The organism is Photobacterium damselae subsp. damselae (genome assembly GCF_038086725.1).
In the GTDB taxonomy this organism is placed as follows: Bacteria; Pseudomonadota; Gammaproteobacteria; order Enterobacterales; family Vibrionaceae; genus Photobacterium; species Photobacterium damselae.
Window position 1 is genome coordinate 610,030 of record NZ_CP146971.1, and the last position, 25,812, is coordinate 635,841.

The window sequence follows — 25,812 nt, forward strand, 5'->3', positions numbered from 1 at the left end:
ATTTTAGTGCTAATGCATCTTATGACTGATAATTTGGCATCGAATTGTGCTCTTTATTACGCTTCCAGAATAATCCACCCAGTAAAAATAAACTCCACCAGCCCATACTACCTCCACTATCTTTACCGACTAATGCACAGTTATTAGGAGAAATACTGTCGTTACAAGGTATTTCCCCTGTTCCGCCACCATTATCTCCATCACTATCAGGATCTTTGATGATATTAGGGTAAGTGATCGGTTTTTGAGGTGTCTTTTTTATCGTTTCTGTGATCCAATCATAATAAGTTCCAATACGAGTATAGAATGTTGGACGCGATAGTGATCCACAAGCAGGAGATCCAACAGTAGAACCACTCACAATACCAATTTGAATAGTTTGACCCTCAGCGGTTTGAGTAAATAATGGACCGCCACTATCCCCAAAACAACTGTCTGCGCCCACGGTAGGACTTTGAGCAATTTTTTCTGGGGGTAACGTACAAATTTTTGTTCTATTTGTCGGGCTATCAATAACTAATGCAGGAGAACTACCATTTTCAATACGTACAAAACAATCAGCAATAGGTAGGAATGAAAGTGTAGCTTGTTTTAGGCTATCTGAAGGTGAACTGCCATCAGGTAAGGTCGCGCCCCATCCCAAAATACGGACATTTTTAGGTCGGTCATGATCATCCCATTGGGTCGATAATAATACATCAGTCTTATTTGCCAGCTCATCATTGGCTAAAACACTCATACCAAGATCAGTAAATTCATTATCGACTCTAATTAAAGCCAAGTCATTATTTAAAGCAGAATGAATTAACTCAATGTTTCCCTGATTGTCGACTTTAACTTTAGCATCTAGTGTATAATCTGGATGTACAACCACATGTGTTGCAACATACATATTTTCAACATTTGTATCGCTATTATCCGTAATTCCGGCTGTTATGGTTAATTGGGAGGGTTTGATAACAAATAACCCATCACCAGACCCAAGTACAACACAATGAGCAGCAGTCAAAATCCACCGTTCCCCAATAATAGTTCCACCACAAAATGGCATTTCATCCACTTCATTTGCTCTTAGTGAAACCATCATATTTTCATTAGGAGAGAAGTTAACGTCATCACCTCCTATTATTTTAGGAACAACCTTCATAGCATAGACTTGAGTAAGAGGTGATAACGCACCCAATATTAATGCAGTTCCAAGCGCTATTTTTTGAAATCCTTTCACAGCCAAATCCTTGTTGTTATCAATTTAATGCATTGTAAACAGCATAAGAATACAACGATATTTTGATCCCATTTTTTTCGACTAGATCCCCAAAATAAGATGTATATCTTAGCAACTTTACTATGTGAGATACGACGAGAATAATTTCATCTACAACAGTAATAATTCAGCATATAAAAATAGAGTAGATTTAAATTAAAGAAAAAGACTCATTCATACTTTGCTCTAGAGCTGGAACATACATTTGAGACTTCCTCGAAATAAATCAGTTAATTTTTAACCAAATAATAAGAATCATTGCTATTTAAACAGCAAAATTGGATATTAAACAGTCTAGAATACGATAAATTTTGTGATCTCAACCGACTTTTCTTTTCATATGAGAATTTGAGGCGCATAATATACGAACAATCATTATTCATTATTATTTTGGATATCGAATCCCATGACTATTGAACAAGCTCTAAAAGACCGTAGCGGCAACAAGTGTGAACTATGTTCTTCTGAAGACAACTTACATGTACACAACGTTGCAGCATCTGCAGACAAAAGTGCTGGCTGCTGTGTATACCTGTGTGACACATGTAGCACTCAAATCGAAAACCCAGAAGCAACGGATGAAAACCACTGGCGTTGTCTAAATGACAGCATGTGGAGCCAAGTTCCAGCTGTTCAAGTTATGGCTTACCGTCAGCTTAAGCGTCTTTCTACAACAACTGACTGGGCAATGGACCTAGTTGATATGATGTATCTAGAAGACGATGTTCGTGAGTGGGCAGAAAAAGGTCTAGTTGCAGAAGCAGAAGCAGCAGTACCAACACTAGACAGCAACGGCGCAGCTCTACAAGCAGGCGATACTGTAACTATCATCAAAGACCTTCCAGTTAAAGGTTCTAGCATGGTAATTAAGCGTGGTACAGCAGTACGTAATATCAGCCTAACTGACAACCCTCTACACATCCAAGGTCGTGCAGACGGTGTTCAGATGGTAATCATTGCAGCTTACACTAAGAAAAACTAATTTTCTTTATTGAGCAATGGTATTGAGAAAACCCTTTGATAATATCCTTATCAAAGGGTTTCTTTTTATCATAACGAATAAAATTATCACAATAACCCAATGTTTTTCCTTGAATTGAGTTTATACTAACACTTCGAATTCGCATCTTGATATCACATAGTTATATCTGAAATAAGGTGAATAACCACATGACAAATAACCAATTATTTGATGGTATCATTATCTTTGTTCAGGTTGTTAAATCAGAAAGTTTCTCGGCAGCAGCTCATTTACTAGGCCACTCTAGCTCACATGTAAGTAAAGAAGTTAATAAATTAGAGAATCGATTAGGTGTTCGGTTACTGAACAGAACAACACGCTCGCTAAGTTTAACTCCTGAAGGTGAGGCCTATTTTGAACAATGTCTACAATTGATTCAAGGTGCTGAAGATGCGGTGAGCCTAATCACTCACCAAGAAGCCTCCCCAAGAGGAACATTACGCATCAACTGCCCTATTGGATTTAGCCATCAACATTTACAACCTGTTCTAGTTGAATATGCAAAACGCTATCCTAACGTTATACTGGATCTCGATCTGACCGATAAACGTATTGATGTGATTGCTGACGGATACGACTTGGCGATTCGAGCAGCAGCTCAACTCGATGAATCATCTCTTATTTGTAAAGCTATCTATAAAAGCTGTATTTATACGGTTGCAAGCCCTGATTATTTAGAACGAAAAGGCCGTCCCTATCACCCCTTTGAGCTGACGAACCACGATTGTATCTGTTATTCTAATTTGAAATCACCTTACCGCTGGGAATATATTGATAAATCAAATCAACTGATTAATGTCGATGTAAGACCTAGAGTGAAAACCAATGACGGTAACATTGAATTAGCAATGACTCTTGCTGGCCAAGGAATTTGCCGTTTACCTGAATTTTATATTGCAGATAACTTAAAAACAGGACAGCTTGAGATATTATTTGAAGATTTGCCTGAAACAGAGGTAAATGTGTATTTGCTTTACCCAAGCAGAAAACACTTATCACCAAAAGTTCGCTGCTTTATCGATTTAATAGAAGAAATGCTGGAAAAATAATATCCAGCATCTCTTTGTAATTATACCTAATTACATCGTGTCATTTGGGACGGTATTGCTTTAGGTCTATTAATCAATGATATCAACAGTTTTTCCATTCCAGTTAAGCAGATAGACTTTATTTGAGGCTTGGCCATCACTGTTTTCACCACCAGCAATGAGCACGCCATCAGACGTTGTGAAAGAAGAACCATAGGCAAGTCCTGAAATAAAGTCGTTCACTTGCAGCCATTGCTTATCTTGATAAACGTACATTTCAGGATTATAAGATTTACTCAGACCCGCATGAGCAAACATTTTTCCTTTGGCAAACGCTTGTTGTGCACCATGAAAATTTGCCCCACCCATGACAATCATAGCGTCATGGCTCATACCAGCAAAAGAGCCTGCAACCCCTTCTTGTAAAGTAAAGCCTTTAGGTACAGGTAATTCATTAAGTTTTAGCCATGGTGATTGAGTATCAAATTGGTATTCTTTAACCTCTGCAGTTCGTAAACCAGGCTTAATCTCACCACTGATAATTACTGCATTCTTTTTATTCTGAACTAAAGCGGCACCACAATTTGCACTATAAGGAACTTCACCAAGACTTCGCCAAAAACCAGTATGAGGTTCAAAACTAATCACAAAATTATTCCATTTATAATCTTCAGGCTTCATCCCCATGTAGCCATCAACTATCGATTGCCATTTTTCGGGTTGAGTCTCTTTATCAACAGCAGTAATTGATGCAAGGTATTGATCGAAATATGTTTTGTTATAACCACCGAAAAAAAGTATTTCTTCTCCATTAGGAGAATATGACGAAGCTCCTAATAGTCCAACAGGGGTATGCGCATCCATTTCTTCCCATTTATCAAGATCGACCTGATAACGATAAATCGTATCAAAAATAATTGGAGACTTATCTTGAGCCTTAGCCTTTCCTGAACCACCGAAAACATAAATATTCTTACCTATAGCCGTAGCAGTAGCGCCATCTCTACTAGGTCCTGAGAAATGAGAAACTGCTTGCCATCCCTTACTTTTCTGGTTGAGATCTAATCGATACCATTGCTGTCCAGCAGAACCTAATCCTACATATAGCTGAGAGCCAACTTGTGCACTCACTCCATTTTTTACACCAACAGGTAAATCAGGCCATTCATCAACCGCATAAGCTGCGCTACTTAGAGTAAATCCCATAACCATGGTCATAAATGATGGTCCAAACTTTAACATAACACTATATCCTTATCGTTGTTTTACCCCAGCATGAAATGTTCTCATCCATTATCTACCACTTACGGCTTTTTTCTTTGAACTGTCATACAAATTAACCCTCTGATGATAAAGAAAATTATTGTTTTTCGTAAAAATGAGAACTTGGCCAACGCCTGTTTTTTGTACTATTATGACGGGAGGTTACGGATAATTTAGGTGACATGATGTCTACTCCTATTCTCTACTCTCTTCGCCAATGCCCTTACGCAATTAGAGCTCGTTTAGGGTTGTATTTTGCTCAGATTCAAGTGGAATTACGTGAAGTAGATATGAAGAACAAACCTAGAGATATGCTCAAGATAAGTGCTAAAGGTACAGTTCCTTTGCTGGTTCTTCCAAATGGTGACTACCTTGATGAAAGCTTAGAAATTATGGTCTGGGCTTTGAATCAACATGATCCTAACCACTTACTGTTAGAGGATGATCCCCAGCATTTTGCCGATATGCTGGGCTTAATTGCAAAGTTTGATAGTAAATTTATTCCTGCATTAGAGCGCTACAAAGCAGCAGCACGTTACCATGACCTCGATATAGAGCTTCGCCGACATCAATGTGAGATACTTCTAAAAGACCTAGAACAGCGTCTATGTAAAACGCCTTTTATTATGGGACAACATCCAAGTTTAGTTGATTATGCTCTTCTGCCTTTTCTTCGTCAGTTTTCGAAAGTAGAACGTCACTGGTATCTTGAATCTCCCTATCCTTTGATTAGACAATGGCTCACAGTTCATTTCCAAAATCCGGCATTTTCTCTTGTGATGAAGCAATATGATAAATGGAGTGACAGCCATGACTTTCACTCCGTAGTTCTTACCGATTAAAGGTTACGAATCTGCTAATTTTTTAATTACCCGACATGGGTTCCCTACTGCAATACTATCGCTAGGAATATCTTTATTTACCACACTACCCGCACCTATTACAACACGATCTCCAATAGTTACGCCTGGCAAAATAGAAGCATTACCACCAATCCAAACATCGTTACCAATCTTTATTGGCTTTCCATATTCTGTACTACGACGTTCCACAGGATTTGTAGGATGAGTACCCGTAGAAATAAGTACATGAGGAGCTATCAATACGTTGGAGCCAATATCAACTTTACAGACATCAATAATAGTTAAATTGTGATTTGCATAAAAATTATCACCTAAATGGATATTGTATCCATAATCACAATAAAAATTAGGCTCTAAATGAGCGGTACCCTCAACATGAAGTAAGTCAGACAAAATAGCCATTCTCTCATCTAACAAAGTTGGATCAGCCAGATTAAATTTATGGCAGTAAGCCTTTGCTCTCATACGTTCATTTAGTAACTGAGGATCCCATGCATCATAGGGTAAACCAGCTAACATTTTTTCTTTTTCTGAACTCATCACTGCTCCATAACTCAAAAGATAAGAAAATGACCGAAAATTCAAATAGTCAAAATCAGTAATATCAAGCGTCAAATTATTTACTTAACAGATTGATATATCGATAAATTACATTGTTACTGAGGTCAGATTATGATGCAAAGACCAAGATCAAATTATGGAAAATAATATTCCTAAAGTTTCACTTATCAGCACTATTATAAAGGGTATAAATTAAGGTAAAGACTATAAAAGGCTAAATATTATGACTCAAAATATTGCAGAATTAGCACAAGCAGGTGCTTTATCAAACCCATCGACATTTGCTGAATATCTTACCTTCGTTCTTAATGAGAATGCGGATACAGAAAGTCTACAAGATGCTTTTTCACAAATAGCAGGGATCGAAAAATCTATTGCCCAAAAAGATCTAACAGCTAATCTCAATATCACTGTAGCAGTATCAAAAAAAGCATGGCCAGTTGTTTTTCCTGATGTTGTTATGCCGAAGCATCTTACAACGTTTACAGAAATGAAAGATGGTGAGCGCCAATTCCCAAGCACAGCCGGTGACGTGTTCTTTATGATTAAATCTGAACGTATGGATTTAAATTATCAAGCCGCTAAATATCTGCTTAACGCCTTTAGAGCTTGTGCTGATCTTGCTGAAGATATTCAGGGGTTCAAATACTTGGATAATCGCGATTTAATCGACTTTGTTGATGGTACTGAAAATCCGAAAAATACCGCTCGTATTAATGCAGTATTAGTGCAAGATGATGAAGAGATCCACCATGGAGGTAGCTATCTAACCGTGCAGCGTTATGTCGATCGCGAATTAAAATGGGAAAGCCAATCAACAGATTATCAAGAGAAAGTGATTGGTCGTACTAAATTAGACAACATTGAACTTGATGATGAAACTAAACCTGTTTGGGCTCATAATAACAAGAGTAAAGTGATTATTGATGATGAAGAAATTAAAATGCTTCGTCAAAATCGTCCATTTGGTAACGCCTTAGAGCACGGCACTATGTTTATAGGCTTTGCAGCTGACTCCAATGTTATTGAAACATCACTTCGCCAAATGATCTACGCTGATAATGATGGCTATTATGATCGCCTATTAGATTTTGTTGATGCTAAATCAGGCGCTAACTACTTTGTTTTATCTCAAACGTTATTAGATTCTTTTGATGATGAATAACAGGTTATAAAACACATGAAAAAGCCCTTGAGCCTATCTTCAAGGGCTTAACTATCTAATTAATTTCAAACACTTGAGTTTAGAATAATGATTAATTAGTAACTTCTTTAATAACTTTTTCTTGTACTTGTGTTGCCGCTTCTTCTTTCATTGCATTCTGATCAATCTTCATAGCATCGGAGTGCTTATTAATTGCATGAGATTCTGCATTACCCTCTTTTTCTGCCATTTTCATGACATCTTCGGTGCCTTTATTTAATTCATCTTTAATGTCAGTCATTGCATCTTTAGAGTCAGCACTAGCATCCTTCATCGCCGCATGAGCATCTTGTTTTGCATCCATTGCTGCCTTGTCCATAGTTGCATCTAACCCATTGCCAGCAAAAACAGCCGTCGAGAATACTGCTGCAAGTGATAGTGCTAATACAGAGATCTGCTTTTTCATGTGTATGTCCTATATCATCATTGGTATCTTTGAAAGATTAGTATTAACAATTCTTTATGTAAATATATTCTACTTATAAAGCATACTTATCTCACAATTAATACATGAAAAAAACGCTTCAGATTCAAGACCTAAAGCGCTCATTATTATTAAGTGATGATTGGACGTTATTCTAAATGACTTCGATTACGACTCATCAACCCCCAAGCTAACATGAAGTAAATCACTGCCTGCAACCACATTTGCCAAAAATATGGAGCAATTTGAGTAAAACTAGCTCCCATTTGATTTAACCGTAAAAAGCCATTTATAGCCGGTGTTGACGGTACTAACTGTGCAAAACCTTTAATGATGGCAGGTAATTCTGCAGTTGGCCAAATAAACCCAGCGGAGAACACTAGCGGTAATGAACTTAGCAAAACAATTAATGTTGCTAATTCACGTCGAGGGATCAATTGCCCTATCACTAAACCTAAACTGATCACCGAAACTAAGAACGGAATTGTAAGCAAGAGCAACTCAGAAGCCTTTGCAAGTTTACTTATATCGTAATAATCAAAACTCCAGCCAAAGTAATACATCGTTAGAGGAATATAGATCAAAACAAACAGTATTGTTCTCACAAAAATTATTTTCCAAGCAGGGTATGTCATCCAGTAGCCAATTTCGCCTTCGGTCCGTCGCTCATTATGTTCACCTCCAATGATGGAGACGCCAATTAGCAATGTTTGATGTAAGATCAAAACAAATACTGCGGGTACAACATAATTAATGTAGCCCATTGTAGTATTGAAAATTGGCCTCATATTTAGCTTCATTGCCGAATATTGGTTAGCCGCTAAAGCAATATTATGACCATCCATTACCATATGAGAGACTTTAATATGCGCTCCTAACGTTCCACCAGCAGATGCTAATCCTTCAACAACAGTACCATAAACTAAAAATAGTGCAGCGTTGCCAGCGTAAGCTAAAGTTGGACTTTTTCCGAGCAGAACATCTCGATAAAAATTCTCAGGAATGACTAAAATGCCATCAATATTACTCTGCTCCAGCTGCTGTTGAGCCGAATAAATACTGCCCAAATGTTCAGTAATTTCAACTTGTGGTGTTGCATCAGCCATACGAATCAGTTTTCGACTTAATTGACTATGATCCAAATTAACCACGGCAACTCGCTGCTCTCGAGGTAATTGTTCAGAATATGGCAATGGGTAAAGAAATGAATAAATTACGATACCACCAAAAACCGTGAACAGTAGCGCTGGATTAGTAAATATGGCTTTAAGTTCAAACCTTAATAAGGACTTCCAACTCATAATGTCTCCTTATTAACATCTAACTTAGCTTCATGTTCCAGTTGCCCTTTTCGCCAAAAATGCATTTTTACTAAACCAAGGATTAGCGCAATGATAAAAAGCGCTAAGACAAACAAGTTATCGCGGGCTTGAAACCAACCCGTACCATAATCGACCTGCTGCAGCTGAATCTCGATATAATGGCTAACAGGCAATAGCGAGCGCCACATTTGAGCTAATGGATGCATGTTAGTTGCAGGAAATGTAATGCCCATAAATGCAAATGCAGGAGCTGTAAATCCAGCGACAAAACTCATGGCGCGAGCTGTATCCATAGCGACAAAATAGAATAGGCAGCCAACACTAATACAAGCGAGTACCATCAAACTTTGCGCTGTAAATAAGATCAACCAACTACCATGCATAGGCCAATCTAGTACGCCATACATTCCCCACAAAAACAGCATACCCTGAATGAGAAAACCAAAAAAGTAAGGAACGAATTTACTCATTACTTTCTGATATGGTCGTTCTCGAAGCCAATTAAGCAAACCTTGTCGACGATCTTCAGCAGCGAGAGCCATAACGGTTGTCGCAACAATCAGGATCTGCCAAATTGCAGGTAAGATTGCAGAAACAAGAAACTGACCATAATGACTATTACTATTAAACAGTGGTGTAATCTGACTTTGAACAGGAACGGCTTGCCCCAATGCTTGGAGAGGAACTGGCGAGCCATGAGACATATTTCTCAGTGTTTCGATAGAAGCATTATAGGTAGCTTGCGCCTGCACCATAGCTGAATTGAGTAACTTAGCAATCAAGATAAACTGACTGTTATAAAATACTGTTACAGATGGCGAGTATCCCAACATGGTGTCTTTTTCTAATGAATCAGGCAACACAACTAATGCATAGATATCACCACCTCGTAATGCTCGATCCCCATCAGCTCGATCAGTATACTGGGCAGTCACTGCCATGGTCGGACTCGCATCAAAATAACGAGTTAAGCCACGAGACATACGACTATGGTCAAGATCCACAACACCAATCGGCAAATCTCTTGCTATTCCAGCAGAAAAAATCAGCCACATTGTCACAAAGAGAGTGATAGGTAACCAAATCAGTAATGCTCTTAGCCATCCATTTTGCCAGATCAGTTGCCATTCTCGTTTTATATATGAAAGGCAAAACATAAGATTACTCGACTATTACACTCATACCAGCACGTAAACCATCAATAGGTTCCATCGGACGCGCTTCCACTTCAAAGGTTCGCATATCAAAGCCCTTAGCAGTATCTGTTGCACGCCATGTTGCAAAATCGCCCATTACGGCAACATGAGTAACCTTAAAACGATACTCTTGTTCACCTAAAGCAGGAATTTTCACAGTAAGCTCGGCACCTTTTTGATAATCCTTTAACTTATCTTCACGAACATTAAACACCGCCCATGCATCGCTCATATCCATAATAGTCACAACAGGAAAACCTTGAGGTGCCAGTTCGCCATCATGAAGCAAGATCTGCGACACTTCTCCATTGTGCCAACTTGTTGCTTTAGCATCATCCGCATAGGCTTGAACTTCAGCTACCGCACCTTCAGCCATTTTAACTTTCTCTTGTGCCGCTTTCTTGGTTTCTACTCGCGCACCTTCTTTCGCCATTTGATACATCTGATAAGCTGCGCTTTCTGTATATTTTGCGGCTTGCCATTGAGTATAAACTTCATCGCGTTTTTGCTGAGCAACAACGCCATCTTTGTACAGATTATCAATACGTCGGTATGTTTTTTCCATTAAATCAGCAGCCGCACTTGCTTTTCGCCACTGATCTTGTGCTGCGGCGACCTGCTGGCGACGCGCCCCTTTTTCAGCTTCTTCGGCTAAAGCGCCTGCCGCAGATTTACCAGCTTTAGCTTGAATCAGTTTTGCATCAATTTCAGGTGTAAGTAGCGTGAATATTAACTGACCAGGTTTAACTTCATCACCTTTATGAACCAAAACTTTATCTATACGACCTGGAATTTTTGATGAAATATTATATTGCTGCGCCTCTATCTGGCCCTGCATTCGTTCAGGGACTGGTTGATATGCTTGCCAGAAGGTATAACCTAACCATGAGACTAGGGCTGCAACAGGAACGACAACTGCTAGGGTTTTAACTTTACTCATTTAGATTGAACCTCAAGACCGCGATATTTTTGATACTGATTAAATTCGCTCATTTGACCACTGATAGCCAAAAGACGAGTTAAAGATGTGATGTATTGATATGATGCAGCTAAACGTTGAGTCTTAATGCTGGCTAAAAACAATTCTGCATCTACCACATCTAATGATGTTGAAAGTCCTTGACTAAATGCTTTTTCTCGTAAACGGACATTTTCAATAGCTAAATTTAAGCTCGATTGTAAGCCTTGATACTCTTCCAAAGCTTGGTTTGCTTCTTTATAAGTTTTCTCAACTAAAACAGAAAGATCTTGTTTTGCTTGTGCTTGCAAATGATTAACTTGCGATACTGCGCTATGTGCTGCCTTTAATTTACCGCTTCTACCCGTGTTATCAATTAATGGTATATTGACGCCAACCCCAACTGCCCAATCTGGTGTTAATTCAGCAGCAAGAGAATGTCCATCATAGATATTATAATTACCATAGAGATACACTTCTGGATAATACTTGCCCTTCTCCACATCAATTAAACCATTAGCTTGTTTGCGTTTTGCATCTAATAAGTGCAAACCAGGATATGTGGTTAGTGTCTGAGAAAGAAAAGAATCTAAATTAGGTAACTGTTCATTGGTAAACAATGTCGTTGTTGGTGTTATAGGCGAACTCGCATTAAGAAGCTTAGTTAATGCAACTTGCACAATTTCTAAGTCTCGCTTTGATTTTTGTGTTTCTACTCTTGCTTTATCGTAGGCAGCTTCTGCCTGTAATCGTTCAACACGAGCTATTTGCCCTTGTTGTTGAAGCTTAACCGCGTGCTCAAAATGCTGTTTTAAACCGGCCTCTACTTCTTGTCGGGTTTTATATACCTGCTCAGCGAGCACAACGCCAAAATAGAATCGAGAAAGATCTTCATAGGTAGCCTGCTTTTTCATGGCCAGCATATATTTAGCTTCTTCGGTTTTACCTTCAGCAATGGCTTGAGCAGCATTAATGCGCCCTCCAGTAAAAATAGGCCAAATAGCGCGAATGGAGCTAGTAAAAACATCTTTATCCGTGATTTGAGAGGTGAATAAAGAATTGAAGTCAGTACCCGTTAGCTTAGACAACTGCTCTGCTAATTGTGAAATAACTTTACCAGCATCAGTACCAGAGGCGGGCATGCTTGAAAACAAATCGGATGGTGATATTTCAACGTTATCATCTAAACGAGTATAATTAGCACCAACACTAACTTGGGGTAAATTCAGATCCCAAGCAGCATCTTGTAGATATTTAGCTTGATCAACTTTTGTTCGTTCTGCCGCTAACCCTTCATTTTGACTAACGACAGTTTGCCAAGCTTGGCTAAAGCTGACTGATTCAGCTTGTCCAACTACAGGCGATAAAGCAAACAGCGCGAGGGCTAGCTTAGGTAATGTAAATGGCTTAACTCTCATTCATAAATCCTTCTGAAGCCAATATATGACTTTTTGACCATTTTAGAGTTTTAGCTCTATAATTCAACTTATCTAGATAGTTCATTCTAATATTATTGGCTAAAGCTATATATAAAAAAACCACCTTTGCAATAAAGGTGGTTTTTCTAAGAAAAAGAGAAATAAAGCTTATTTTGCCAAGCGGACTAACGATCGACCTAATAAACGCTCCAGTTCTTCACTGCTTTCAACTCCAAATTTCTCGACACAAATAGTAAACAAACGCTCAATACCTTTACTTGCAAATTCATGAGAAGTTTCAGTCGCTGAAATGTGTAAAAATAGTAATCGCAGCACAGCTCTGAACTTTTCATCATCTAGCGCTCGATTCCAACTAAGAGAAAAGTTTTCTAATCCATGTTCGAGATCGAGTTTTTCAACAAAAATTTGAAAAATTCGTCCATCAAGTGCATTAGCGAAATCTTGTTTCTTAGGAAAATGGTGGCTAATGCCTGTACGCGATATGCCTGTCTGATTACTCAAAGTGGTGTAAGACATTTTGTCGTAGCCTAATGTCAGAATCTGATCTACAACGGCATCCATGATCGTTTGAATTGTAATCTCGGTATCTTCTTTACTACGCTTTGGCATAAATAAGTATTACTCTTTTGTATCTGTGTTTATCGTCGATTGGCTTCCGTAATCTACGATATTCATCTGTTTGGTATTATGTGCTGTAAAGTATTACAAAATGAAATACGATAAGCCACTGTTAGTGTATTAATTTTTTATAAATTTTCTGTTCTAACGAAGGCGGATGTAAAATATACGCGCAACATCACACTTTATTCCTTAATAGATAAGTTTATAAGCGCGTTTTGCTCTTAAATTGCTTGGCCACGTGGGCAATATCGCGATAAAGAATGGATGTCCAATATGGCTCAGAAAGTGTGGGTACTAAAGTTCTTGTTCTTGGATCATAAGGACTGATAACTACATCAATGTTGTCGATTCCCGTATTTTTCGCTAAAACAAATAACTCTTCAATCGCAACATCACCAATAGCTAAACAACCAACAGATGATTCCTTACCATGAATGAAAATATTAGTGCCAGGCTTTGTTCTTCCCTCTAACTTTGCATACTTCAAATCAAAATCATTAGGGTAGTTAAGTTTCATCGATAAGTGGTACTGACTATTAGGGTTAAGGAATTCAACTTGATAAATCCCTTCCGGAATCTGCTTATCCCCTTCTCGCTTTTTTGGCCCCATAACACCGCTTAACTTTGTTATTGGATAGTTTTTAATAAGATGCCATGTATCACCTTCTTCTGCCCATAACTCCATTTTTTGCTCATTTTTCATAGCAAATAACGCAATTTTTTTGGGAGGATAAGAAACATCTGCACGAGCAAAATCAATCTTTAATCTAGGCTCAACAATAGGTTGGTAGCGTTTGATAACATCATCTACAGTACGACTTCCCTTTGGTGGAAAATCATTATATGAATAATTAGAGGCTAAAACAGGCTGACATAGTACAGACATCAGTCCTATACCCCAAAAAGCGCGAAGAATTTTCACAATATCTCCAAACGACCCAAGACAAAACAGGTCGGGTTATAACCCACATCAGAATAAATGTCACTCATCACTTAACGGTTTTCTTCTTTTGTTCTTCCAGATCGCAAATAGAACTGAGTATTAACACTAAGAATGAGACATCATCCACATAAAATATAAGTGCATGATTGCACATTAATAAAAACCTCTGCCTATACTTAGAATTATCAATCAGGACAAAAACAAATCACTCTAAAGACTATTTATAACAAGGAAGAAGCAATGAGTGTGCCATTAAACTACCCTTCAAAGGACTTTATGATGGATCAATCTTTACCTTACAATATGTTAATTCAGTGGGCAGAGAAGAAGCCTAACGAAGTTTTTTTACGTCAGATTATTAATCGAGAGTTTACTGATTACACCTATGCTGATGTATTGGATAAAGCACTTCGCCTCGTATCTTGTCTGCGTGATATGGGAATTCAACCAGGTGATCGTGTTGCGTTAATCGCTAAAAACTGCGCCGAATGGTTTATCACTGACCTAGCTATGATGCTAGGAAGTTATATTAGTGTACCAATCTTTCCAACCGCTGGTGCTGACACAATAGAGCACTGTATTACACATAGTGAATCTAAAATCATCCTTATAGGAAAGCTAGATGATGAGAAAGCGGTAAATTCAGTATGTGCAAAGCATGCTTACATACCAACGATTGGTTTTAATTATTCGACAGCCCCTAAATGCCAATACCAATTTGACGAACTCATTGCGAAATACGAACCAAGCCAAGAAAGACCTCAGCATTCTCATGAAGATATTATGTCTATTGTCTACACTTCGGGAACATCGGGGCTACCTAAAGGTGCAATGCTAAGTTATGGCGCATTTGCTTGGTCTTCACAACGGCTTATTGAGCATATTGGTATCAAAGAAAATGAACGTCTATTCTCCTATTTACCTCTTGCTCATATAACAGAACGAGTCTACATATTCGGTACATCAGTCCAAGCAGGTATCCAAGTTGCTTTTCCTGAGTCGTTAGATACGTTTATTGATGATGTCAAAATGCATCGCCCAACTCTCTTCATTTCAGTCCCGAGATTATGGACTCTATTTCAACAGCGTATTCATGAAAAACTACCACCAGCTAAACTCAACTTATTGCTAAAAATTCCATTTATTTCAGGACTCATTAAGCGAAAACTTGCTGATGGTTTAGGCTTAGATAAAGCACGCGTTTTAGGCTGCGGCTCAGCCCCTGTATCACCCGCTTTACTGGAATGGTACCGTCATATTGGACTTAATATCACCGAGGCTTGGGGAATGACGGAGTCTTTTGCCTATAGCACCTTAAATTATCCATTTAGAGCAGACAAAATTGGTTCAGTAGGTAATGCAGGACCTGGAATTGAAATAAAACTGACGGCTGAAGAAGAAATTCTTGTTCGTGGCAAAGGATTATTCAGTGGCTATTACAAAAATGAAGAAGCAACAAAAGAAACCATTGATGAAGATGGTTGGCTTCATACTGGCGATTTAGGATCTATTGATGAAGATGGCTACATCACAATAGAGGGACGAATCAAAGACACCTTTAAAACAAGTAAAGGCAAATTTGTAGCGCCAGTCCCTATCGAAAAGAGACTCTTTGAATTAAGTAACTTAGAGCTTATGTGTATCATTGGATCCGGAATGCCAGGACCCATTCTATTAGCTGTCCCTCACAGTTTTCCCAATTTTGATCGTGCTCGATATGAAAAACGAGTTAATAAAGTGATTGCAAAACTTAATAGCGAACTAGAATCCCATGCCCAAATTAGAGGGGTACTCATGATCAAAGAACCATGGAGTATAGAAAATGGAATTCTAACTCCAACCTTAAAAATAAAACGACATATTTTAGAAAAACAGTATCATGAAATTGGCAGCAACTGGCCAAAAAACACACTAATACAGTGGGAGTAATATTTAAATTTTAATTATTTTAGGCCTGTTATTCATTATTAACAGGTCTAAATAATTCATGATATAAATATTAATAAGAGTCAAACATATAATTATATTTACGACAAAAAAATGACAACGACAATATTTTGTCGAAATCAATGTTTTTTTAATTTTAAATAAAAACAACGGAACCAAGATCACAAAAAAGCATATTTACTAAATTTTGTTTTTTGGCATATTCAATATCAAACCAGCAACTGGATATTAATTATGAAAAAATCAAATTTATATTATGCAGCTCTTATTTCTTCGTTAATCATTAGTCAAAATGCTTATAGCAATCAGAAACAAGAAACAATTAATTATTATCCAGAAACAAACAATAATATATTAGTTAACCCAGACATCGGAATTACTGAATTTCATACGTTTGATATAAAAAATGACCCTTGGTGGTCAGAACCAACTCACCCAAATACTTCAGTTGTCTATTTTAGATGGTATTGGGAAGAGTTAGAAACTGAAGAAGGCAAATATAACTTCCAACTTATTGATGACACAATAAATCAAGCTAAACATCTAGGAAAAAAAGTTGTAATTCGTTTTATGACGATGTCGGGACTTAATGAAATATATTATAATCCATCTCCGCTAGCTGGAAATAAGATACTTGGAATCCCTTGTTGGTTAAAAAAACAAATTGATCCAAATACTTTTGATATATGTAAAGATGACAATAGTTATGTTGTTGACTATAAAAACTCTTTACTAAAAGAAAAATTAACTAAATTCGTTAATGCTATGGGTCAGCGTTATAACACGAATCCAGATATACTACGGTTAGATGTAGGTCTCGTTGGTTCATGGGGAGAATGGAATCTAGCAACGCATGCAAACATGGCCGATTTGGGTCGAAATGGTTATACAGAAGAAGATTTAAAACCCTATGTTTATATGATGCAAGAGGCATTTCCAGACAAACCATTATCCATTGATATTGGCTCATCAACAGAGGCCGTATCTAGCTATGCAATGTCTAAGCTTAATCTCGGTTGGAGAGCCGATTGTCTTGGTGATTGGGCCCCTTGGGGATGGAACCATATGGAAAATGGCTACCCTGATGTTTTAGAATTTATTAAAGGTAATGGATACTTAACAAATCCCTATAGATACCCTACCTTTGATCAGCACTGGAAAAAAGCCCCTGTAGATTTTGAAATCTGCGATACTATGAACTATTGGGCCAATAATTCTAATGTTTATACACGAGAAAAAGTAAAACAAACGTTTAATTTTGCACTAAATCAACATGCATCATTAATCAATCTAAAATCAGGTAATATCCCTGCGATTTATCAAGATTTACTAGATGACTTTTTAAAAAAATTAGGATATAGATTTGAATTAAAATCAGTTCAGCTTATCAGTAATTTCAAACCAGGAAATAACCTTACTATTAATTCAACGTGGAAGAATGTAGGATCTGCTCCAAGCTATAATAATTATCCAGTTTCATGGCGATTAGTAAATAACGATAATAATGTAATCATTGCTTGGAATACAGAAAATGATATAACCACATGGTATCCAGCAGAAAATACCAATCAAGATGCACATGAATACAATCAAAACAATACTTTTTCATTACCAGTTAATATGCAAACGGGAATGTATAAATTACAAGTTGCATTACTTGATAAAAATAATAAGCCAGCAATAAAGTTAGGAATTTCTGGTAGAGATATTGATGGTTGGCATACAATAGGTGATGTATATATTAAATAACATTCTAAAAAGATAAATAAAAAATGAGATTTAGCATCTCCTTTTTTACATTAACCTGATATAAGAAAAATAATTCAATATATGATAAGATAAATTTTATTAGAACATTAATTAGACAATAATGCCTAAAAGTTATCTTATTCCTATTTTATCTTTATCTATTCTTCTGGGTTGCAATAATAGTTCTAGCAATGCGAATACTTTTCCATTACTACCTGATAACATTCAAGCTATTATCCCTCAGATAAATAGTAATGTTTTGGTTAACCCTGATATTGGCTTTACTGATTTATCATCAATCCATATTCATGATGATCCCTACACGCCAGTCCCAAGCTACCCCGTAACAAGTGTTGTGTACTATCGTTGGTATTGGGAACAGCTTGAACCTCAAGAAGGAACATATGATTTTTCGGTCATCGACACGGCATTGAAAGACGCCATAAAACATAATAAAAAATTAGTTTTTCGTATTATGACGCTAGCAGCTCCAGGTGAAACCTATTATGGAGAGCTTGGTTTCAACTTCCAACCAATTTTAGGTGTTCCATGTTGGATTAAGGATCAACTTAGCAGTACTATTCCATCAGGTCAGTGGGAAGGTTGTTCTACCAATGCTAAATTTATTCCTGACTATAACCAGCCCTATTTTAAAGAAAAAATTGCCCAGTTAATGCAAACACTAGGTAATAAATACGATGGTAATCAGAATATCCTTCGTATTGATGTCGGTTTAATTGGCACATGGGGTGAATGGAATATGAGCAGCCGAACAATTCAAACCCCACAGTATCCAGACCTTATATCACAGGGCTACACTAATGAAGATCTATTTTATTATGTTGATCTCGTTGAAAAAACTTTTCCACGAACGACAAAAACAATGCTCATTAATTCAAAAGATGAAGATACATTAAGTTATGCAACTCTAAAAGGCTTTGGCTGGCGAGCTGACTGTTTAGGTGATTGGGCTGAATGGGGATGGAATCATATGGACCAAGGCTATCCATACGCAATTGAGCATACAAAAGGATCGGGGCCTTATCCTAATGAATATCCAGATTATGAGTTTGACCATCGTTGGCAGCAAAAGCCGGTAGATTTTGAAATTTGTGAAACAATGGAAGATTGGTCATACAATCCTGAGCTATATACCCAAGAAAAAGTGAAAGAGTCTTTTGATTACGCATTAAAAAAACACGCTTCATTAATTAATGCTAAATCAAAAAAAATACCCGATATGTATCAAGGTATTGTTCAAGATACACTAAAAAAACTGGGATATCGATTTGAGCTAACACAATTACTCTTACCTATAACCGCCCATGCAGGAGAACGCATTAAGCTTGTCTCTCAGTGGCAAAATGTAGGTGTTGCGCCAAGTTACAATAACTATCCTATTCGCTGGCGTTTACGTTCAGTAAGCTCTGATAGTACCATTGAATTTGAAACCAACACTGATATCACTCTGTGGCAACCAGCAGAAGAACTCAATGGCCAAGCCCCTAGTTATGAAATAACCAATGAATTATCGTTACCAAGTACTCTTGCTATTGGCAAATACTATATTGATGTTGCTTTAGTTGATCCAGAAACAAATCAACCGAAAATACTACTCGGCATTGATGGCGCAATGAAAGATCGCTGGCATGAACTAGCCACAATAACTATCAGCAACTAACATCATGAAGTTTTATGATATATCCTGCTGAAATAGTTGGATTTGAGACATCAAAAGGCCCTTAAGCTCATCGAACTTAAGGGCCTTTTATTTATTATTTATATTTAAGCTAAGTGTTATTTAAAGACATGATCATTAAACAAGTGTTGCACAATCTCATTCGAGCTGGTGATACCTGTTAAATCAGAGTGTGAAGCAAAGTCATCTAGGACAATGGTTGCCTGTTTTGAGCTATCACTATTGTGAACTGTCAATACGACATCAGCTTTATCATCTTTACCGACATCTTTAATTTCTGCACTCACATGCTTTAGCAAATCATCAATAGTGGTATTGTCACTCTTATCAAGAATATCGGTTAGATCGATCTTATCTTCACCGATAGCAAAATCCTTAATATGATCTATAGGATTATTACTTGCTGAATCTTTTGCTACAAGTGAACGATCACTCCAAATAAAGGTATCGTTACCAGCCCCGCCAGTTAGGAAGTCATTACCAAGGCCTCCATCAAGTAGATCGTCTCCTAAACCACCATCTAAAGTGTCATTACCACCATCGCCAATTAAGATATCATTGCCTTTACCACCACTAATATGATCATTACCACCATATTCATTGTTGCCAAATTTATCTAAGTGGTCGGCAATAAAATGGTTAATATCAGAAGTAAGAACCTTGTTAGTATCGCCATTGTGGGCTTCATCTGCTAAATATTGTTTAATAATAGTTGCAGGATATGTATCAACTTTACCTTTTACAGGCTCATGGTATTGTCCATGCAACAATCCTTCGTCATACATCCAATGAATATTTAAAGCGTCGCCAACAAGCACATCGTTATCATCACTTCCTGTAATAGTGTCACTACCAGGAATGAAGTGTTGACCGATGTCTTTAAATATATCTGTTAACTCATTGGTATTTGTGATCACTTTTGAATAGCTTGGCTCTGAGTCATTATTATTGTTATACCCTTCACCCAATTGAGCAATTTGGTTAACTTGATCTGCATCTCCTGATGGACCAACAGCAATTGAAATAACCTCTGCATGTTTTAAAGCCGCATAATCTGAATTATTAGCTGAATTACTAAATCCTGTATTGTCCTTACCATCAGTTAGGAAGTAAACAACATTTCTAGTATTACCATCTGTAACAATATGATCGCTTATAGTTTTTAATGGAGCTTCAAATTCAGTACCACCTCCAGCAATCAAAGAATTCAGATAATTATGAATATCGGTACCACGACTATTTACAAAGCTATTACTCTCAGCATCATAATGAAACGACGAGTCCCCCCCAACAGTGCTATTGAAGGTAACCACATTAAAGTTTAAAGAACTTTTATCATTGGTATTCGTCAAGATCTCATCAACTAACACTTGATAAGCCTGCTTTGTCATATCAAAAACAGAAGGGAAATCTGTTAACTTATACGTCTGATCTTCCCCTATTGATGACTTAATATAGATTGGATCCTCTGCCCTATAACCATCATACTGCAAGCCAGCTTTCATCTGGTCGTAGGTAACTGTAACCCATCCACTCTGAGAACTACCATTATAAAGTTGTGTGCCATCAGCGGCGGTCAATGTTGCACCATAATTTACAAAGACTTTATACTTTTCAGCACTATTCATATGAATAGAATCAAGGTTTAACAATCGACCGTAATACATACTGCCTGATGTATCTATCACAAAATTAACATTAGTTGGAACATCAACAATTTTAGCAGGATCTAGATCACCAATTAATAAATCCGAGCCAACTGTACCAACTATAGTGTTATCACCATTATCAGCTTGGATCACCACACCATCTATTTGATATGATTTTTCTGCTGTATCAGAAGCAGAATGATGAGCACCATCAGTTGTAGTGACAGAAGCCTCTACAATACGATCACTATCCTTTAATAAAGCACTACCTTCGACGGTAATCTGATAACGACCATCTTTAGCTTCACCAGTAAATTGTTGTCCATCAATTGTTAATGTGACTATATCTCCATCTTTAACATCACCACCTACAGAACCATTAATTACTACAGAGCTCTTACCTTCAGCTTGAGTCACAATGTTATCTTCTGCAATTGAATCAATAGTGACTAGAGCACCAATATCAACTTTATATGGCTCATCAGCATCAACTGTAACGTTATGTGAGCTATAAGATGTTGTTACACTAGCAATCGCTTGATTGGCATGTAAAATATCCATACCAGCAACAGCAATACTCCAAGTGAGGTCTTTCTGAACATGAGTTATATACTTGTTATTACCAATAGTTACTGTAACTTCATCCCCTTCACGAGCCTGACCACCAACTTTACCAGTTACATCTAATACTTTTTCATGCCCCTCTTTTTGAGTGATGATGTTATCGCCTGTGATCGGGTCAATATCAATACTCGCAGAAACATCGACAGTATAATCATGCGTCGCCGTTGCATGAGCCTGGTTACCCGCCGCATCGCGAATGTCGACCGTTGCAGTCACGCTATCGCGGCCTGCATCCAACAAGACTTTACCATCAACGTTCAAACTCCAAGACTTATCGGCTTGGACTGTCGCGGTGCCCAATACCTTGCCATCGAGACTTACGATGACGTGGTCCCCCTCTTGCACATCGCCACCTACCGTACCGATGATTGTCTGGCTATGCTCAGAGTCAGGGCCTGTCACATTGTCATCGGTCGCAATCGAGGTAATGGTGATAGATGCGGCAATGTCGGTATCGACTTTATAAGTATGCTCATCAGTAGCACTTGCACTGTGACCCGCTTCATCTGTAGTCGTCACGGTTGCCGTCACACTGTCAGCACTTGCATTTTTTAATACGCTGCCATCAACCTCGGCTGTCCACGTTAACTTACCGTCCTGTTCAACAACGTTGGCTTCTCCCACTTTGTGGCCATCCACCATAACGTTAACCACATCACCTGCTTTGACGTCACCGCCTACGGTACCGCTCACCGGCACTTTGCCTTTTGATTCGGTGTCATTGATGATGTTATCGCCACCAATGCTATCGATCGCGATATCGGCTTTAATGTCAACTTGATAGTTTTCATCACTGCTGGCGGTTGCATTATGTGAGCTGTATGAGGTCGTTACCGTCGCGCTCGCTTTATCGGCATGCAGCACATCCTCGCCCGTCACATCGACAGACCACTTATTATCGGCACCAACGGTCGTCTTATATTGATGATTATGGATAGTAACAATGACGGTATCACCCGCTTGCACTTGACCGCCTACGCTGCCCGTGATGGTTAGACTCTGCTCATGCCCCTCTTTTTGAGTGATGATGTTATCGCCTGTGATCGGGTCAATATCAATGCTCGCAGATACATCGACAGTATAATCATGCGTCGCCGTTGCATGAGCCTGGTTACCCGCCGCATCGCGAATGTCGACCGTTGCAGTCACGCTATCGCGGCCTGCATCCAGCAAGACTTTACCATCAACGTTCAAACTCCAAGACTTATCGGCTTGGACTGTCGCGGTGCCCAATACCTTGCCATCGAGACTTACGATGACGTGGTCCCCCCTTGCACATCGCCACCTACCGTACCGATGATTGTCTGGCTATGCTCAGAGTCAGGGCCTGTCACATTGTCATCGGTCGCAATCGAGGTAATGGTGATAGATGCGGCAATGTCGGTATCGACTTTATAAGTATGCTCATCAGTAGCACTTGCACTGTGACCCGCTTCATCTGTAGTCGTCACGGTTGCTGTCACACTGTCAGCACTTGCATTTTTTAATACGCTGCCATCAACCTCGGCTGTCCACGTTAACTTACCGTCCTGTTCAACAACGTTGGCTTCTCCCACTTTGTGGCCATCCACCATAACGTTAACCACATCACCTGCTTTGACGTCACCGCCTACGGTACCGCTCACCGGCACTTTGCCTTTTGATTCGGTGTCATTGATGATGTTATCGCCACCAATGCTATCGATCGCGATATCGGCTTTAATGTCAACTTGATAGTTTTCATCACTGCTGGCGGTTGCATTATGTGAGCTGTATGAGGTCGTTACCGTCGCGCTCGCTTTATCGGCATGCAACACATCCTCGCCCGTCACATCGACAGACCACTTATTATCGGCACCAACGGTCGTCTTATATTGATGATTATGGATAGTAACAATGACGGTATCACCCGCTTGCACTTGACCGCCTACGCTGCCCGTGATGGTTAGACTCTGCTCATGCCCCTCTTTTTGAGTGATGATGTTATCGCCTGTGATCGGGTCAATATCAATGCTCGCAGATACATCGACAGTATAATCATGCGTCGCCGTTGCATGAGCCTGGTTACCCGCCGCATCGCGAATGTCGACCGTTGCAGTCACGCTATCGCGGCCTGCATCCAGCAAGACTTTACCATCAACGTTCAAACTCCAAGACTTATCGGCTTGGACTGTCGCGGTGCCCAATACCTTGCCATCGAGACTTACGATGACGTGGTCCCCCTCTTGCACATCGCCACCTACCGTACCGATGATTGTCTGGCTATGCTCAGAGTCAGGGCCTGTCACATTGTCATCGGTCGCAATCGAGGTAATGGTGATAGATGCGGCAATGTCGGTATCGACTTTATAAGTATGCTCATCAGTAGCACTTGCACTGTGACCCGCTTCATCTGTAGTCGTCACGGTTGCTGTCACACTGTCAGCACTTGCATTTTTTAATACGCTGCCATCAACCTCGGCTGTCCACGTTAACTTACCGTCCTGTTCAACAACGTTGGCTTCTCCCACTTTGTGGCCATCCACCATAACGTTAACCACATCACCTGCTTTGACGTCACCGCCTACGGTACCGCTCACCGGCACTTTGCCTTTTGATTCGGTGTCATTGATGATGTTATCGCCACCAATGCTATCGATCGCGATATCGGCTTTAATGTCAACTTGATAGTTTTCATCACTGCTGGCGGTTGCATTATGTGAGCTGTATGAGGTCGTTACCGTCGCGCTCGCTTTATCGGCATGCAGCACATCCTCGCCCGTCACATCGACAGACCACTTATTATCGGCACCAACGGTCGTCTTATATTGATGATTATGGATAGTAACAATGACGGTATCACCCGCTTGCACTTGACCGCCTACGCTGCCCGTGATGGTTAGACTCTGCTCATGCCCCTCTTTTTGAGTGATGATGTTATCGCCTGTGATCGGGTCAATATCAATGCTCGCAGATACATCGACAGTATAATCATGCGTCGCCGTTGCATGAGCCTGGTTACCCGCCGCATCGCGAATGTCGACCGTTGCAGTCACGCTATCGCGGCCTGCATCCAGCAAGACTTTACCATCAACGTTCAAACTCCAAGACTTATCGGCTTGGACTGTCGCGGTGCCCAATACCTTGCCATCGAGACTTACGATGACGTGGTCCCCCTCTTGCACATCGCCACCTACCGTACCGATGATTGTCTGGCTATGCTCAGAGTCAGGGCCTGTCACATTGTCATCGGTCGCAATCGAGGTAATGGTGATAGATGCGGCAATGTCGGTATCGACTTTATAAGTATGCTCATCAGTAGCACTTGCACTGTGACCCGCTTCATCTGTAGTCGTCACGGTTGCCGTCACACTGTCAGCACTTGCATTTTTTAATACGCTGCCATCAACCTCGGCTGTCCACGTTAACTTACCGTCCTGTTCAACAACGTTGGCTTCTCCCACTTTGTGGCCATCCACCATAACGTTAACCACATCACCTGCTTTGACGTCACCGCCTACGGTACCGCTCACCGGCACTTTGCCTTTTGATTCGGTGTCATTGATGATGTTATCGCCACCAATGCTATCGATCGCGATATCGGCTTTAATGTCAACTTGATAGTTTTCATCACTGCTGGCGGTTGCATTATGTGAGCTGTATGAGGTCGTTACCGTCGCGCTCGCTTTATCGGCATGCAGCACATCCTCGCCCGTCACATCGACAGACCACTTATTATCGGCACCAACGGTCGTCTTATATTGATGATTATGGATAGTAACAATGACGGTATCACCCGCTTGCACTTGACCGCCTACGCTGCCCGTGATGGTTAGACTCTGCTCATGCCCCTCTTTTTGAGTGATGATGTTATCGCCTGTGATCGGGTCAATATCAATGCTCGCAGATACATCGACAGTATAATCATGCGTCGCCGTTGCATGAGCCTGGTTACCCGCCGCATCGCGAATGTCGACCGTTGCAGTCACGCTATCGCGGCCTGCATCCAGCAAGACTTTACCATCAACGTTCAAACTCCAAGACTTATCGGCTTGGACTGTCGCGGTGCCCAATACCTT

19 protein-coding genes are annotated in these 25,812 nt (G+C 39.4%); 7 read left to right on the forward strand and 12 right to left on the reverse strand.

All coding sequences use genetic code 11. The features are described 5' to 3' along the window. Positions 1-19: 19 nt before the first annotated feature. Positions 20-1,225 carry a trypsin-like serine protease gene (locus tag WAX86_RS17555; protein ID WP_341489791.1) on the reverse strand — a complete coding sequence of 402 codons (1,206 nt, stop codon included), beginning with the start codon at positions 1,223-1,225 and terminating at the stop codon, positions 20-22. Positions 1,226-1,670: 445 nt separating this feature from the next. Between WAX86_RS17555 and WAX86_RS17560 the strand changes: the two genes are divergently transcribed. Both WAX86_RS17560 and WAX86_RS17565 read left to right on the forward strand, forming a co-directional pair. Next, positions 1,671-2,246: an alkylphosphonate utilization protein gene (locus WAX86_RS17560; protein WP_005305389.1), complete on the forward strand. Its 576-nt coding sequence runs from the start codon at positions 1,671-1,673 to the stop codon at positions 2,244-2,246. A 188-nt stretch (positions 2,247-2,434) separates the two neighbouring features. After that, complete coding sequence (locus WAX86_RS17565) at positions 2,435-3,334, forward strand: LysR family transcriptional regulator (RefSeq protein ID WP_238070872.1); 900 nt, start codon at positions 2,435-2,437, stop codon at positions 3,332-3,334. Between the two features lie 69 nt (positions 3,335-3,403). Here the strand turns inward: WAX86_RS17565 and WAX86_RS17570 are convergent, their stop codons facing one another. Continuing rightward, complete coding sequence (locus tag WAX86_RS17570) at positions 3,404-4,555, reverse strand: N-acetylneuraminate epimerase (protein ID WP_239970926.1); 1,152 nt, start codon at positions 4,553-4,555, stop codon at positions 3,404-3,406. 206 nt (positions 4,556-4,761) lie between these two features. Between WAX86_RS17570 and WAX86_RS17575 the strand changes: the two genes are divergently transcribed. After that, on the forward strand, positions 4,762-5,418 hold the full coding sequence (locus WAX86_RS17575) for a glutathione S-transferase (RefSeq protein ID WP_065171453.1): 657 nt from the start codon (positions 4,762-4,764) through the stop codon (positions 5,416-5,418). Positions 5,419-5,421: 3 nt separating this feature from the next. Here the strand turns inward: WAX86_RS17575 and WAX86_RS17580 are convergent, their stop codons facing one another. Continuing rightward, positions 5,422-5,979 carry a sugar O-acetyltransferase gene (locus tag WAX86_RS17580; protein WP_065171452.1) on the reverse strand — a complete coding sequence of 186 codons (558 nt, stop codon included), beginning with the start codon at positions 5,977-5,979 and terminating at the stop codon, positions 5,422-5,424. A 244-nt stretch (positions 5,980-6,223) separates the two neighbouring features. Here WAX86_RS17580 and WAX86_RS17585 point away from each other — a divergent pair, with 244 nt between their 5' ends. Beyond that, a complete protein-coding gene (locus tag WAX86_RS17585) occupies positions 6,224-7,165 on the forward strand; it encodes a Dyp-type peroxidase (protein WP_065171451.1) in 942 nt (313 codons plus the stop codon). 91 nt (positions 7,166-7,256) lie between these two features. Here the strand turns inward: WAX86_RS17585 and WAX86_RS17590 are convergent, their stop codons facing one another. The 7 genes from WAX86_RS17590 to WAX86_RS17620 form a co-directional block, all read right to left on the reverse strand. Continuing rightward, entirely contained in the window at positions 7,257-7,610 is a 354-nt protein-coding gene (locus tag WAX86_RS17590) for a hypothetical protein (RefSeq protein ID WP_065171964.1), read from the reverse strand. A 167-nt stretch (positions 7,611-7,777) separates the two neighbouring features. Continuing rightward, on the reverse strand, positions 7,778-8,929 hold the full coding sequence (locus WAX86_RS17595) for an ABC transporter permease (RefSeq protein WP_239973924.1): 1,152 nt from the start codon (positions 8,927-8,929) through the stop codon (positions 7,778-7,780). Further along, positions 8,926-10,107 carry an ABC transporter permease gene (locus WAX86_RS17600; RefSeq protein ID WP_341489391.1) on the reverse strand — a complete coding sequence of 394 codons (1,182 nt, stop codon included), beginning with the start codon at positions 10,105-10,107 and terminating at the stop codon, positions 8,926-8,928. The genes WAX86_RS17595 and WAX86_RS17600 overlap by 4 nt, the downstream gene beginning before the upstream one ends. A 4-nt stretch (positions 10,108-10,111) precedes the next feature. Then, positions 10,112-11,086, reverse strand: coding sequence for an HlyD family secretion protein (locus WAX86_RS17605; RefSeq protein ID WP_065171967.1), 975 nt, complete (start codon positions 11,084-11,086; stop codon positions 10,112-10,114). Continuing rightward, on the reverse strand, positions 11,083-12,522 hold the full coding sequence (locus WAX86_RS17610; protein WP_341489392.1) for a TolC family protein: 1,440 nt from the start codon (positions 12,520-12,522) through the stop codon (positions 11,083-11,085). Before WAX86_RS17610 ends, WAX86_RS17605 begins: the two co-directional genes overlap by 4 nt. A 168-nt stretch (positions 12,523-12,690) precedes the next feature. After that, on the reverse strand, positions 12,691-13,152 hold the full coding sequence (locus WAX86_RS17615; RefSeq protein WP_065171969.1) for a TetR/AcrR family transcriptional regulator: 462 nt from the start codon (positions 13,150-13,152) through the stop codon (positions 12,691-12,693). Between the two features lie 214 nt (positions 13,153-13,366). Then, positions 13,367-14,086: a murein L,D-transpeptidase family protein gene (locus WAX86_RS17620; protein WP_227000372.1), complete on the reverse strand. Its 720-nt coding sequence runs from the start codon at positions 14,084-14,086 to the stop codon at positions 13,367-13,369. A 324-nt stretch (positions 14,087-14,410) separates the two neighbouring features. Here WAX86_RS17620 and WAX86_RS17625 point away from each other — a divergent pair, with 324 nt between their 5' ends. The 3 genes from WAX86_RS17625 (at position 14,411) to WAX86_RS17635 (ending at position 19,484) form a co-directional block, all read left to right on the forward strand. Further along, the gene (locus WAX86_RS17625; protein ID WP_171027289.1) at positions 14,411-16,036 is read left to right on the forward strand and encodes an AMP-binding protein; all 1,626 of its coding nucleotides are present in this window, start codon (positions 14,411-14,413) and stop codon (positions 16,034-16,036) included. Positions 16,037-16,288: 252 nt separating this feature from the next. Then, positions 16,289-17,803 (forward strand): DUF4832 domain-containing protein, encoded by a 1,515-nt coding sequence (locus tag WAX86_RS17630; protein ID WP_341489393.1) that lies wholly within the window; start codon positions 16,289-16,291, stop codon positions 17,801-17,803. Between the two features lie 121 nt (positions 17,804-17,924). Then, the gene (locus WAX86_RS17635; RefSeq protein ID WP_341489394.1) at positions 17,925-19,484 is read left to right on the forward strand and encodes a DUF4832 domain-containing protein; all 1,560 of its coding nucleotides are present in this window, start codon (positions 17,925-17,927) and stop codon (positions 19,482-19,484) included. Between the two features lie 116 nt (positions 19,485-19,600). On the opposite strand, the gene WAX86_RS17640 is transcribed toward WAX86_RS17635, so the two are convergent. Beyond that, entirely contained in the window at positions 19,601-23,008 is a 3,408-nt protein-coding gene (locus tag WAX86_RS17640; RefSeq protein ID WP_341489395.1) for an Ig-like domain-containing protein, read from the reverse strand. A gap of 17 nt (positions 23,009-23,025) precedes the next feature. Next, positions 23,026-25,806 carry an Ig-like domain-containing protein gene (locus WAX86_RS17645; protein WP_341489396.1) on the reverse strand — a complete coding sequence of 927 codons (2,781 nt, stop codon included), beginning with the start codon at positions 25,804-25,806 and terminating at the stop codon, positions 23,026-23,028. Positions 25,807-25,812: the final 6 nt, after the last annotated feature.